Annotated in this window: 12 protein-coding genes; 10 read left to right on the top strand and 2 right to left on the bottom strand. The window is 73.2% G+C overall.

The genetic code is table 11. The features are described 5' to 3' along the window. Positions 1-24 precede the first annotated feature (24 nt). Both ACFYSC_RS08480 and ACFYSC_RS08485 read left to right on the top strand, forming a co-directional pair. Complete coding sequence (locus tag ACFYSC_RS08480; protein ID WP_389958517.1) at positions 25-2703, top strand: phosphoenolpyruvate carboxylase; 2679 nt, start codon at positions 25-27, stop codon at positions 2701-2703. After that, positions 2700-3185 (top strand): GNAT family N-acetyltransferase, encoded by a 486-nt coding sequence (locus tag ACFYSC_RS08485; RefSeq protein ID WP_389958520.1) that lies wholly within the window; start codon positions 2700-2702, stop codon positions 3183-3185. The genes ACFYSC_RS08480 and ACFYSC_RS08485 overlap by 4 nt, the downstream gene beginning before the upstream one ends. Here ACFYSC_RS08485 and fdhD read toward each other — a convergent pair. Beyond that, positions 3145-4113, bottom strand: a complete 969-nt coding sequence (gene fdhD, locus ACFYSC_RS08490; protein ID WP_389958523.1) for a formate dehydrogenase accessory sulfurtransferase FdhD — start codon at positions 4111-4113, stop codon at positions 3145-3147. The two genes, ACFYSC_RS08485 and fdhD, sit on opposite strands and share 41 nt — an antisense overlap. Positions 4114-4264: 151 nt before the next feature. Between fdhD and ACFYSC_RS08495 the strand changes: the two genes are divergently transcribed. The 7 genes from ACFYSC_RS08495 (at position 4265) to ACFYSC_RS08525 (ending at position 11243) form a co-directional block, all read left to right on the top strand. Next, the gene (locus tag ACFYSC_RS08495; protein WP_389958526.1) at positions 4265-5089 is read left to right on the top strand and encodes a biotin--[acetyl-CoA-carboxylase] ligase; all 825 of its coding nucleotides are present in this window, start codon (positions 4265-4267) and stop codon (positions 5087-5089) included. 149 nt (positions 5090-5238) lie between these two features. Further along, positions 5239-5829 (top strand): PH domain-containing protein, encoded by a 591-nt coding sequence (locus ACFYSC_RS08500; protein WP_389958529.1) that lies wholly within the window; start codon positions 5239-5241, stop codon positions 5827-5829. 138 nt (positions 5830-5967) lie between these two features. Continuing rightward, on the top strand, positions 5968-6945 hold the full coding sequence (locus ACFYSC_RS08505; protein WP_389958532.1) for an adenylate cyclase regulatory domain-containing protein: 978 nt from the start codon (positions 5968-5970) through the stop codon (positions 6943-6945). Positions 6946-7148: 203 nt separating this feature from the next. Continuing rightward, on the top strand, positions 7149-8234 hold the full coding sequence (locus ACFYSC_RS08510; RefSeq protein WP_389958535.1) for an S-(hydroxymethyl)mycothiol dehydrogenase: 1086 nt from the start codon (positions 7149-7151) through the stop codon (positions 8232-8234). Continuing rightward, a complete protein-coding gene (locus ACFYSC_RS08515) occupies positions 8231-8869 on the top strand; it encodes an MBL fold metallo-hydrolase (RefSeq protein WP_362928920.1) in 639 nt (212 codons plus the stop codon). Before ACFYSC_RS08510 ends, ACFYSC_RS08515 begins: the two co-directional genes overlap by 4 nt. 427 nt (positions 8870-9296) lie before the next feature. Beyond that, the gene (locus ACFYSC_RS08520; RefSeq protein WP_012888073.1) at positions 9297-9965 is read left to right on the top strand and encodes a response regulator transcription factor; all 669 of its coding nucleotides are present in this window, start codon (positions 9297-9299) and stop codon (positions 9963-9965) included. A gap of 3 nt (positions 9966-9968) precedes the next feature. Further along, positions 9969-11243 carry an ATP-binding protein gene (locus tag ACFYSC_RS08525; RefSeq protein ID WP_389958538.1) on the top strand — a complete coding sequence of 425 codons (1275 nt, stop codon included), beginning with the start codon at positions 9969-9971 and terminating at the stop codon, positions 11241-11243. Here the strand turns inward: ACFYSC_RS08525 and ACFYSC_RS08530 are convergent. Beyond that, positions 11227-11706: a GtrA family protein gene (locus tag ACFYSC_RS08530; protein WP_362928924.1), complete on the bottom strand. Its 480-nt coding sequence runs from the start codon at positions 11704-11706 to the stop codon at positions 11227-11229. The two genes, ACFYSC_RS08525 and ACFYSC_RS08530, sit on opposite strands and share 17 nt — an antisense overlap. A 330-nt stretch (positions 11707-12036) precedes the next feature. Here ACFYSC_RS08530 and ACFYSC_RS08535 point away from each other — a divergent pair, with 330 nt between their 5' ends. Beyond that, complete coding sequence (locus ACFYSC_RS08535) at positions 12037-13194, top strand: 5-(carboxyamino)imidazole ribonucleotide synthase (protein WP_389958541.1); 1158 nt, start codon at positions 12037-12039, stop codon at positions 13192-13194. Positions 13195-13241 lie beyond the last annotated feature (47 nt).

Here is a 13241-nt window from a genome sequence, read left to right on the forward strand (position 1 = left end):
AACGGACTGGATACGCTGGCGAGCATGCCCGCCATCGCGAACGAACAGGCAGAACGCTCAGCGCAGGCCGCGCAGCAGGCAGAGCGTTCCTCCGCCGTCACCGAGATGCCCGAGGAGCTGCGCGCGGACGTGCGGCTGCTCGGAGAACTCCTGGGGCAGGTCATCGCCGAGTACGGCGGCGACGACCTGCTCGCCGACGTCGAACGCCTCCGCAAGGCCGTCATCGCGGCCCGCCGCGGGGAGGTCTCCGGCGACGAGGTCACCGCACTGGTCGCCGAATGGCCGATCGATCGGGCGGTGCAGATCGCCCGGGCGTTCACCTGCTACTTCCACCTGGTCAACCTCGCCGAAGAGCACTTCCGCATCCGCGTCCTGCGGGTCCGCGACACCGGCGAGGAGCCACTGCCCGACTCCATCGCCCAGGCCGTCCACGAGCTGGGCGAGGAGAGGGTCGCCGAACTGGTGGAGGGGCTGCGGCTCCACCCGGTGCTGACCGCCCATCCCACCGAGGCCCGCAGGCGCGCGGTGGTCACCGCGATCCAGCGGATCAGCGGCCGCCTCGCCGACTACAACAGCCCCGGCCGGGGCGCCGCCGAGCGGGCCGAGACCCGGCGGCGGCTGCTGGAGGAGATCGACCTGCTGTGGCGGACGGCCCAGCTCAGGTCCACCAAGCTCAACCCGCTCGACGAGGTCCGCACGGCCATGGCCGCCTTCGACGAGACGCTGTTCCGGGTGGTCCCGATGGTCTACCGCTCGCTGGACGCCGCCCTCGGCGTGGACACCGGCGCCCGCGCGCCGAAGGCCCGCGCCTTCATCCGCTACGGGAGCTGGATCGGCGGCGACCGCGACGGCAACCCCAACGTCACCGCCAGGGTGACCAGGGACGCCATCCTCATCCAGGCCGAGCACGTGCTGATCGCCCTGGAGAACGCCGCCCAGCGGATCGGCCGGACCCTCACCCTGAACGGCGGCCAGACCCCGCCCTCGGCCGAACTGCGCGCGGCGCTCGCCGCCGCCGAGGACCACCACCCCGAGCTGGTCTCGGAGATGGCCACCCGCTCGCCGCGGGAGCCGCACCGGCAGTGGCTGCTGTTCGTCGCCGCCCGCATCGCCGCCACCCGGCAGCGCGGCCTCGACCTGGCCTACCGCTCGCCCGGGGAGCTGCTGGACGACCTGCGGCTGGCCCAGACGTCCCTGGCCGGCGCCGGAGCCGCCCGGCAGGCGTACGGCGAGCTGCAGCACCTGATCTGGCAGGTGGAGACGTTCGGCTTCCACCTGGCCGAACTGGAGGTGCGCCAGCACTCGCAGGTCCACGCCGAGGCGCTGGCCGAGATCCGGGCCGGGAAGACCTCCGAGCGGACCGAGGAGGTGCTGGCCACCATCCGGACCGTCGCCTGGATCCAGGAGCGGTTCGGCGTGACGGCCGCCTCCCGCTACGTCGTCTCCTTCACCCGCTCCGCCGACGACATCGCCGCCGTGTACGAGCTGGCCCGGCACGCGCTCGGCGACCGGGCGCCCGTACTCGACGTGGTGCCGCTGTTCGAGTCCGGGGCCGACCTGGCGAACGCCCCCGCCGTGCTGACCGGCATGCTCGACATCCCCGCCGTCCGGGACCGCCTGGCCACGGGCGAGCGCCGCCTGGAGGTCATGCTCGGCTACTCCGACTCCGCCAAGGAGCTCGGGCCCGCGGCGGCGACGCTGAAGCTGTACGAGGCGCAGGAGGCGCTGGCCTCGTGGGCCGTCGTGCACGACGTGCGGCTGACGCTGTTCCACGGCCGGGGCGGGGCCCTGGGCCGCGGCGGCGGGCCGGCCAACCGCGCCGTGCTCGCCCAGGCGCCCGGCTCGGTCGGCGGCCGGTTCAAGGTCACCGAGCAGGGCGAGGTCATCTTCGCCCGCTACGGGCACGACGCCATCGCCCGCCGCCACATGGAGCAGGTCACCTCGGCGGTGCTGCTCGCCTCCACCCCGTCCGCCGAGGCCCGCACGGCCAAGGCCGCCGCGCGCTTCCGCGGGGTGGCCCGGCAGGTCGCCTCCGCCTCGGAGAGGGCCTACCGGGCGCTGACCGAGGCGCCCGGCTTCCCCGAGTGGTTCTCCCTGGTCAGCCCGCTGGAGGAGATCGGCTCGCTGCGGCTGGGCTCCCGCCCGGCCCGGCGCGGCCTCGGCGCGCCGCGCTCCCTGGACGACCTGCGGGCCATCCCGTGGGTGTTCGCCTGGGCGCAGACCCGGGTCAACCTGCCCGGCTGGTACGGCCTGGGCAGCGGCCTGGCCGCGGTGATCTCCGAGAGCGGCCTGGACGAGCTGCGCGCCGCCTACCGCGAGTGGCCGCTGTTCGCCTCGCTGCTGGACAACGTGGAGATGTCGCTGGCCAAGACCGACCGCGACATCGCGGCCCGCTACCTCGCGCTGGGCGGCCGGGACGACTTCGTCCGGCAGGTCCTGGCCGAGTACGACCTCACCCGCCGCCTGGTCCTGGAGGTCACCGGCCACAGCCGCCTGCTGGAGAACCGCCGGGTCCTCTCCCGCGCCGTCCAGCTCCGCGACCCGTACGTGGACGCGCTGTCGCACCTCCAGCTCCGCGCCCTGTCGCGGCTCCGCGCCGACCAGGCCGGCCAGGAGGTCTCGGAGGAGGAGCGCGAGCGGCTGTCCACGCTGCTGCTGCTGTCGGTCAACGGCGTCGCCGCCGGCCTGCAGAACACCGGATGATCCGCCTCGCCACGGCTGACGACGTGCCGGTGATCGAGGAGATCGTCGAGGCGGCCTACCGGCCGTGGGCGGACCTCATCGGGGTCCGCCCCAAGCCGCTGGACGACGACTACGCCGCGCACGTCGCGGCCGGTCGTGTCCACCTGCTGTGCGAGGCGCCGGGGACGGACCTCCCCGGCGGGGCCGGCGTGCTCGGCCTCGTCGTCCTGGTCCCGGAGCCCGGCACGCTGCTGGTGGAGAACGTCGCCGTCCGCCCCGGCCGGCACGGCAGGGGGCTGGGCCGGCGGCTGCTGGCCTTCGCCGAGGAACGGGCCGCGGAGCTGGGCCTGCCTGCGCTGCGGCTCTACACCAACGCGCGGATGGAGCGGAACATCGCGATCTACGGGCGTCTCGGTTACGAGGTCACCGAGCGTCGCCTGTCGGGGCCGCGCGACGTGGTCTTCATGGTGAAACGACTCGCTCCGGGGCCGAGTAGACGTTGAACCGCTCGTCGCGCAGGAAGCCGACCAGCGTCATCCCGAACTCCCTGGCCAGATCGACGGCCAGGGAGGAGGGCGCCGAGACCGAGCAGACGATCGGGATCCCGGCGGCGAGGGCCTTCTGCGCGATCTCGTAGCTGCTGCGCCCGCTGACCAGCAGGACGCTCTCCCGCAGCGGCAGCCGATCGGTCATCAGCGCCCAGCCGACCAGCTTGTCCACGGCGTTGTGCCGTCCCACGTCCTCGCGGACCGCCACCAGGTCGCCGGCGGCGGTGAACAGACCGGCCGCGTGCAGGCCGCCCGTCTTGCCGAACACGCTCTGCGCCGCGCGCAGCCGGTCCGGCAGGCCGTACAGGACCTTGGGGGCGACCCGCGCGACGCCGTCCGGGGCGCCGCCGTTCGCGGTGCCGTCGACGGCGCCGTCCCGGGCGGGGACGGGCAGCGGCGCGCACCGGTCGCGCAGGGCCTCCAGGCTGGCGGAGCCGCAGACGCCGCAGGCGCTCGACGTCATGAAGTGCCGGTCGAGGGTGGGCAGATCGGGCAGCCTGCCCTGACGCAACCGCACGGTGACGGTGTTGTAGCGGGCCTCCCGCGGCAGGTCCTCGTCGGTGCAGTAGGCGATGGAGGACAGGTCGCCGGGAGTGATGATCCCCTCCCCGTACAGGAACCCGGCGGCCAGCTCGAAGTCGTTGCCGGGGGTGCGCATGGTGATCGCGACGGTGCGGTGGACCTCCGCGGGGGCGGACCCGCCGACCGCCCGGGGGCGCGGCGTGGCCGAGCCGACGTGGCGGGAGGCGCTCAGCCGGATCTCCAGCGGTTCCTCGGTGGCCAGGTCGTCGCGCCGCTCCCTTGCGGTGCCGTCGGACACCGCGAGGACGCGGGCCCGGGTGGTCGGTCCTGGCCGGGGCGTACCGGCACGGCTCGTGCTCATGTTCATCATCTTCCCCGCTCCTTGGAGTGGCGCCGATAGCCGGTGGGATCTGCGTCTTCCCCGCCACGGCCTCGGTATTCCTCGGTGTCGCCCCCGCACCGTCGTCACGATCCGGTCACCGGCGGCGGGCGGAAGGAGGGATGATGGACGGATGCCCGACTCGCCCTTCACCGACCTCGACCGGCCGCCGCTCTCCGAGGCGGCGCTCAACCGCGCCCTGGTACGGCCCGGCGGCCTGTGGTCCGGCGTCACCGTCGTCGAGCGGACCGGCTCCACCAACGCCGACCTCGCGCAGGCCGCCCGCGACGGCGCCCGGCAGGGGGCCGTGCTGATCGCCGAGGCCCAGTTCGCCGGGCGCGGCAGGCTGGGCCGGGCCTGGACGGCGCCGCCGCGCTCCGGCCTGGCGCTCTCGGTGCTGCTGCGGCCCGACCCGCCCCCCGCCCGGCACGGCTGGCTGCCGCTGCTCGTCGGCCTGGCCGCGGCGTCGGCGGTACGCCGGATCGCCGAGGTGGACGTCCGCCTGAAGTGGCCCAACGACCTGCTGATCGGCGAGCGCAAGCTCGCCGGGGTGCTCGCCGAGCGGATCGACGGCGCCGTGGTGGTGGGGATCGGCCTCAACGTGAGCCTCCGCCCCGAGGAGCTGCCCGTGGAGACCGCGACCTCCCTCGCCGTCGAGGACGCCGTGTGCGTCGACCGCGACCCGCTCGTCCGCGGGGTGCTGCGGGAGATCGAGGCTCACTACCGCGAATGGTCCGAGGCCCAGGGCGATGCCGACGCCTGCGGGCTGCGGGCCGCCTACCTCGCCGCCGGCGCGACCGTCGGCCGCGAGGTCCGGGTGGAGTTGCCGGGGGAGCGGGTGCTCGCCGGGCGGGCCGTCGGCGTCGACGCCTCCGGGCGCCTGCTGGTGGAGTCCGGGGGCGAGGAGCACGCGCTGAGCGCCGGCGACGTGGTGCACGTCCGTCCTCGCGCCTCCTGAGGGATCCGGGGAGCTTCAGGGGGCTTTCCGTGGGAAGCCGGGCCCCGGAGAGGGCGTCCGGCGGGAGCGTCCGGCCCCGGCGCGCATCCGGCCTGGGCCCGTCCTCGCGCCTCCTGACGGCCGGGGGCCGGACGTGCCACGATTTGCCCATGGGTCTCCCGGATCACCACCTCACGGACGGCGAGCAGCGCGTCCGCTCGTTCCGCCCCCACTGGCGGCGGCTCGTCGTGCCGTTCCTGGCGCTGGTCGTCATCGTCGTCGCCTCCGGCGCCGCGATGTTCTACATCCCCGACTTCGAGTACGCCGGCTACGCCCGGATCGCGGTCGCGGTGATCTCCGTCGGGCTGCTGACCGTCTGGTCGTTCGTGCCGTACCTGAAGTGGAAGAACACCTCCTACCTCCTCACCTCGCACCGCCTGTCCATCGGCACCGGCGTGCTGAGCAAGTCGCACGACGACATCCCGATGGCCAAGGTCAACACGGTCAGCGCGGAGCAGACGCTGGTGGAGCGGATCCTCGGCTCCGGCACGCTCCACGTCGAGTCGGCCGGCGAGCAGGGCCGGATCGAGCTGCGCGACATCCCCCACCTCCAGGAGGTGCGGGCCGAGCTGTTCCGGGCGATCGACGAGGCCGGCGACCACGACGACCACGACGACCACGACGAGCACGACGGCGTGGACGGGGAGGGCGGCCCGGAGGCGGCGGGCGATCTGGACGGGACGGGCCGCCGGAGACGGTAGGGCCTCCCGAGGCCCTTCCAGGGCCTCCCGGGGCTCCCGTACGGCCGGGGGCCCCGGAGCCGGCCCGGCCGCGTGGCGTAACCTCCTGGACGGGGCGGACCCCCTGGACGGGGGTGGCGAGAAGGGGGACCAGGGGAAGTGACGGGACGTCCGACGGCCGAGCAGATCGAGAGCGTCTTCGCCGGCGACCGGCCCCGCCACACCCGTATCCAGGTGGCCGAGCTCGCCGGGGTGCCGCAGAGCCTCACCGAGCGCATCTGGCGGGCCCTGGGGTTCGCCACGCTGCCCGATGACGCGGTGGCCTTCACCGACGCCGACGTGGACGCCCTCCGCCGGGTCCGGGTGATGATGGACGACGGGTCCATGGACGACGAGACCGCCGTCCGGATGGCCAGGGCGCTCGGCCAGACGACGGCCAGGCTCGCCCAGTGGCAGGCCGACATCCTGATCGGCGCCATGCTCGACCCCGGCCGGACGCCCACCGACGACGACCTGGCGGCGGTCCTCGACACCTCGCGCCGCATGCTGCCGGACCTGGAGCGGATGCTGGTGCACGTGTGGCGCGCCCAGCTCGCCGCCGCCGGCACCCGCCTGCTCGCGGTCGCCGACATGGCCGATGAGATCACATCGCCCCGGCGGACCCTCGCGGTCGGCTTCGCCGACCTGGTCTCCTTCACCCGCCTGTCCCGCTCGCTGGACGAGCGGGCCCTGGCGGGGCTGGTCGAGGGGTTCGAGGCCCGCGCCTCCGACATCGTCGCCGCGAACGGCGGGCGTCTGGTCAAGACGCTCGGCGACGAGGTGCTGTTCACCGCCGCAGACCCGCGCCGGGCCGCCGCGATCGCGCTGGAGCTCGCCGGGACGGCGGGCCGGGACGGCCCCGGCGTGCGGATCGGGCTGGCCCACGGCCCGGTGCTGCCGGTCATGGGCGACGTCTTCGGCACCACCGTCAACCTGGCGGCCCGGCTGACCGCCATCGCCCGTCCCGGCACGATCCTCGCGGACGAGGGGGTGGCCGCCGCCGTCGAGGGCGCGCCGGGTGTGGAGGTGGTCCGCATGCGCCGCCGGCCGGTCCGCGGCCTCGGCATGGTCCAGCCGTACGTGCTGCGGGGGAGCTAGCCGTACGGGCCGCGAGGGGCCGGAGCGCGTCCTGGAGCGCGGGTCCGGCGCGTTCCGCCGCGCACCGGGCGGGGTGACGGTCCGTGCGGGGGCGTGCGTGTTTCGCGGGGACTGATAAGGATTGAGGCGTGGGCGTCTCATGGGACCGCTTCGTGGGCGCCGACCGACGACCGGTACGAGCTCGAAGATCTGAGGTGCATGACATGCCGTACACCGTGCAAGGCGTGGTCGCGCGGGCGAAGGGTGAGCCCGTCTCGCTGGAGACGATCCACGTCCCCGACCCCGGCCCCGGCGAGGCGGTGGTGAACGTCCAGGCGTGCGGCGTCTGCCACACCGACCTCCACTACCGGGAGGGCGGGATCAACGACGAGTTCCCGTTCCTGCTCGGCCACGAGGCCGCCGGGGTGGTCGAGGCGGTCGGCGAGGGCGTCACCGAGGTGGCCCCCGGCGACTACGTGATCCTCAACTGGCGGGCGGTCTGCGGTGAGTGCCGCGCCTGCCGGCGGGGCCGTCCGTGGTACTGCTTCAACACCCACAACGCCGCCCAGCGGATGACGCTGGAGGACGGCACGCCCCTCAGCCCGGCCCTCGGTATCGGCGCGTTCGTCGAGAAGACCCTGGTCGCGGCGGGCCAGTGCACCAAGGTGGACCGGCAGGCGCCCGCGACCGCGGCCGGCCTGCTGGGCTGCGGCGTGATGGCGGGCATCGGCGCCGCGATCAACACCGGCGCGGTGACCCGCGGCGACAGCGTGGCCGTCATCGGCTGCGGCGGCGTGGGCGACGCCGCCGTCCACGGCGCCCGGCTGGCGGGCGCGACGAGGATCATCGCGGTGGACGTCGACGACCGCAAGCTCGGCTGGGCGAAGGAGTTCGGCGCCACCCACACGGTCAACTCCCGCGACGCCGACCCGGTGGAGGCCATCCGCGAGCTCACCGGCGGCAACGGCGCCGACGTGGTGATCGAGGCGGTCGGCCGCCCGGAGACCTACCGCCAGGCGTTCTACGCCCGCGACCTGGCCGGGACCGTCGTGCTGGTCGGCGTGCCCACCCCGGAGATGAGGATCGAGCTGCCGCTGCTGGACGTCTTCGGGCGCGGCGGCGCGCTGAAGTCGTCGTGGTACGGCGACTGCCTGCCCAGCCGCGACTTCCCCATGCTCATCGACCTCTACCTCCAGGGCCGGCTCGACCTCGACCGGTTCGTCTCCGAGACGATCGGCCTCGGGGACGTCGAGGAGGCGTTCGCCAAGATGCACCGCGGCGAGGTTCTGCGCTCGGTGGTGGTCCTGTGAGCGCCGGAGAGGACTCCGCGGTCGGCAGGGTCGTCACCTCGGGGACGTTCTCGCTGGACGGCGGCACCTGGGAGGTCGACAACAACGTCTGGCTGGTCGGCTCGGGCGACGAGGTCGTCGTCATCGACGCGGCGCACGACGCCGACTCCATCGCCGAGGCGGTCGGCGACCGCCAGGTCCGGGCGATCGTCTGCACCCACGGGCACGACGACCACGTCGGCGCGGCCCCGGCCCTCGCCGCGCGGACCGGCGCCCCGGTCATGCTCCACCCGGCCGACCAGGTCCTGTGGGACATGGTCCACCCCGGCACGCCGTACACGCCGCTCGCGGACGGGCAGGTGATCTCGGCCGGCGGGGTCGAGCTGCACGTCATGCACACGCCGGGTCACGCGCCCGGCGCGGTCTGCCTGTACGCCCCCGCGCTCGGGACGGTCTTCACCGGCGACACGCTGTTCCGGGGCGGGCCGGGGGCGACGGGCCGGTCGTTCTCGTCGTTCGAGACGATCATCGAGTCGATCCGCGGGCGGCTGCTGACCCTGCCGCCGGAGACGGTCGTGCGCACGGGGCACGGCGACTCCACCACGATCGGCGAGGAGGCTCCGCACCTTTCGGAGTGGCTGGCCCGGGGGCACTGAGCCCGCCGGGCCGGCCCCGCCGGGGAGACGCCGGCCGGTTCGCCCGGCGTCTCCCCGGCGGGGGCCGGCCGGTTCGGGGGCTCGGGGTCGCCGGGTCGTCCGGTGCGGGTACGCCGGGCCGCCGGGTCGTCCGGCGCGGGCCCGTGGCGGCACGGACCCTTTTGTGTTGATCGCTTTGTGTTGATCGCCGGGACACGCCCGCTTTATCCCTTACGAAGTGATTTACGGGTTCTGTTATCCGGGTCATTGGGAAGACTGCCCTTTCGAGGTTCTTCCGATGCGGGAGCCGTACCGCGCGGCCTCGGGGCGTTGCGGCGTGACTATCCGGGATTTATCAGTGTTTGCCCAGGTCAATGGATAGGTCAATGACGAGTCAAACCGCGCGCTGTACCGGGGAAACGATCCCCTAAGGTCATACGATCGCGTTATGACCTGTGTACTTCTCGCCGAGGATGACACCTCGATCTCCGAACCGCTCGCGCGGGCGCTGCGCCGCGAGGGTTACCAAGTCGAGGTGAGCCCCGACGGCCCGCAGGCCCTGGAACGGGCGCTGTCGGGTGGCATCGACTTGATAGTTCTTGACCTCGGCCTGCCCGAGATGGACGGCCTCGAGGTCGCCAGGCGCATCCGCGCGGAGGGGCACGGAACGCCCGTGCTCATCCTCACCGCCCGCGTCGACGAGGTCGACACCGTGGTCGGCCTCGACGCCGGAGCCGACGACTACGTCACCAAACCCTTCCGCCTCGCCGAGCTCCTCGCCCGGGTGCGCGCCCTGCTGCGGCGCGGCACATCCGAGACGCCCGTCGTGCAGGGCGTCCGCATCGACGCCGACTCCCGTCGCGCGTGGATGGGCGACAAGGAGCTCCATCTCACGACCAAGGAGTTCGACCTCCTCCGGGTCCTCGTCCGGGACGCCGGAAAGGTGGTCACCCGGGAGCAGATCATGCGCGAGGTGTGGGACACCAACTGGTGGGGCTCCACCAAGACCCTGGACATGCACATATCGTGGCTGCGCCGCAAGCTCGGCGACGACGCCGCCAAGCCTCGGTACATCACGACCGTCCGGGGGGTCGGCTTCCGCTTCGAGCGAGAGTAGGGGATGCGCCGCCGGCTCCTCTCCTCAACCCTGCTCGTCGCGGTCATCGCGGTGCTGCTGCTCGGCATCCCGCTCGGCGTGGCCGTGAACCGGCTGATCGAGGAAGAGGCGACCCAGGGCCTCGTCTCGCAGGCCAAGAGCCTGCTGAACGAGGTCGAGTACGCCCGGCTGCAGGACCAGCCCATCGATTCCGTGCAGCTGGCGCGCAAGTATCCCGACCGGTACATCCAGATCTACGTCAAGGGCACGCCGCCGCAGGTGACGACGGTGGGCGCCGAGCCCTCGGACAGTCGCAAGATGACCGAGGACGCCCAGTCGGAGAACGGGGTGTACGTCGCGGTCACCCGGGACCGCACCGCGGTGGCGCGGGAGGTTCGGGCGTGGCTGCTGCTCATCCTCGGGCTGGCCACCGCCGCGCTCGCGGTGGCGGTCGGGCTCGCCATCGTGCAGTCGCGACGGCTGACGCTTCCGCTCAGTGACCTGGCGATGATCGCTGAGCGGCTCGGCTCGGGCGACGCCCGGCCGAGCAAGCACCGCTACGGGATCCAGGAGCTCGACCGGGTGGCCGAGGTGCTCGACCGCAGCGCCACCCGCATCTCCGACCTGCTGGCCAGGGAACGCGAGTTCGCCACCGACGCCTCCCACCAGCTCCGCACCCCGCTCACCGGCCTGACGATGCGTCTGGAGGAGATCGTCGCCGCCGCGCACGACCCCTCGGTCGTCAAGGAGGAGGGCGAGGCCGCGATCGTGCAGGCCGAGCGGCTCACCGCCGTGATCGACGAGCTGCTCGCCGCGGCCCGGCGGCAGCGGCACGCCCAGGCCGAGGCCGTCAAACTCGACCGGATACTGGAGCAGCAGCTCACCGAGTGGGGTCCGGCGTTCCGCCGCATGGGCCGGGACATCCGGCTGAGGGGCACGCGCGGCCTGCGCCCGCTGGCCACCAGCGGCGGCATCAGTCAGGTGATCTCCACGCTGCTGGAGAACTCGCTGCGGCACGGCGACGGCACGGTGACGGTGACCACCGGTGAGAAGGACACCTCCGTCGTGGTCGAGGTGGCCGACGAGGGGACGGGCATCGCCGACGACCTCGCCGGCCGGGTGTTCGAGCGGAACGTCAGCGGCAAGGGCGGCACCGGCCTCGGGCTGACCCTGGCCCGCGCGCTGGCCGCCGCCGACGGCGGCCGCCTGGAGCTCGTACGGCCCCGCCCCGCGGTGTTCGCGCTGTTCCTGCGCAAGGCCGAGACGGGGAGGAACCGGGTGGTCAGCGGGCCCGCGTGACGTCGTCGGGCAGTTCCTTCGGCACCTCTTCGGTGGCGGCGAGGAAGACCCACTTCCGGTAGGACCAGAAGCGGAACATCGTGCCCATGCCGATGCCGACGAGGTTGGCGAGGTTCGTGCTCAGCGGGTCGGTCAGCTTCAGCGTGTAGTAGGTGAAGCCCAGGCAGAGCAGGCCGATCAGCAGGGCGACGCCGTTGAGCAGGAAGAACAGGAAGTACTCGCGGGCCAGGCCGCTCTGCTCGTGGTGGCGGTAGGTCCAGTAGCGGTTGCCGAAATAGGCGAAGGTGGTCGCCACGGTCGTGGAGACCACCTTGGAGGTCAGCGGGCCCTGGTGCAGGCCGTACTGGACGAAGTTCAGGATGCCGACGTCGATGACGAAGGCGATCCCCCCGATGGTCCCGAACTTCGCCAGTTCCTTCACCAGGTCGGCGAACCGCAGGTAGGCGCGTCGTAGAAACTCCACGTCTCTGCCTGGTCCTTTCGGTCGGCTGAGGACCCGCCGCTCGGGGACCCCGGATACTTGCGCTGCCAGGGTACCGGGATACCTTCCCGTTCCGCGTCCCGGTGGATCGGTGGGGATGTCAGCGGTCAGTTAACAGCATTCCACGAAATGTATGGATGAGTCGGATAAATCCGTCAACATCACGTTACGCTGATCGGGCGGAAAAAGCCGCTGGGCGGCCGTGCCTCGCCAGGCGACCCGGAACGGTCGCCCAGCCTCCCCGCGCCGCCTGATCCTCCGGATCCGGGGCTCGCGGCGGCCGGCCGTACCGGGCCGGTAAACTCGACCGACGTGAGCAGCCCTTCCTCCGCACGTTCCCTCGGCCCCGTCGTCGGCATGATCGGCGCCGGTCAGCTGGCCCGGATGACACAGCAGGCGGCGATCGCCCTCGGGGTGGAGCTGCGGGTGCTGGCCGCCGCCCCCGGCGAGAGCGCCGCCCGGGTGATCTCCGACGTGCGCCTGGGCGACTACCGCGAACTGGCGGACCTCCGCGACTTCGCCAAGGGGTGCGACGCCGTCACCTTCGACCACGAGCACGTCCCCACCGAGCACGTCCGCGCGCTGGCCGCCGACGGCTTCGCCGTGCACCCCGGCGCCGACGCGCTGGTGCACGCCCAGGACAAGGCCGTGATGCGCGAGCGGCTGACCGCGATCGGCGCTCCCTGCCCGCCCTGGCGGCGGATCGAGACCGCCGCCGACGTCGAGGCGTTCGCCGCCGAGCACGGCTGGCCGGTCGTGCTGAAGGCGGTCCGCGGCGGCTACGACGGCCGCGGCGTCTGGGTCTGCCGGTCCGCCGGGGAGGCCGCCGAGGTGCTGGCCTCCGGGGTGCCGCTGATGGCGGAGGCGTTCGTGCCGTTCGAGCGCGAGCTGGCCGTCCTCGTCGCCAGGTCCCCGCACGGCCAGGGCGTCAGCTACCCGGTCGTGGAGACCGTCCAGCAGGACGGCATCTGCGTGGAGGTGCTCGCCCCCGCGCCCGGCCTCGACCCCGAGCAGGCCGCCGTGGCCCAGCGGATCGCCCTGAAGATCGCCCACGAGCTGGGCGTGACCGGGCTTCTGGCCGTCGAGATGTTCGCCACCTCCTCGGGTCTCGTGGTGAACGAGCTGGCCATGCGCCCGCACAACAGCGGCCACTGGACCATCGACGGCGCCCGCACCTCCCAGTTCGAGCAGCACCTGCGCGCCGTGCTCGACCTCCCCCTCGGCTCGCCCTCGATGGCGGCCCCCGTCGTGGTGATGGCCAACCTCCTGGGCGGCGACGACCCGGACGTCTTCTCCCGCTACGAGCACGTGATGGCCCACGACCCGGGGATCAAGGTCCACTTCTACGGCAAGGAGGTACGGCCCGGCCGCAAGATCGGCCACGTCACGGCCCTCGGCACCGACCTCGACGAGGTCCGGGCCAGGGCCAGGCACGCCGCCGTCTACCTCTCCGAGGGCGTCTACACCTGAGCCCTCCTTCGAGGGCGTCCGCGTCCGGGCCGTCCGCCGCGGGACCC

This window comes from Streptosporangium sp. NPDC004379, assembly GCF_042873875.1.
GTDB lineage: Bacteria > Actinomycetota > Actinomycetes > Streptosporangiales > Streptosporangiaceae > Streptosporangium.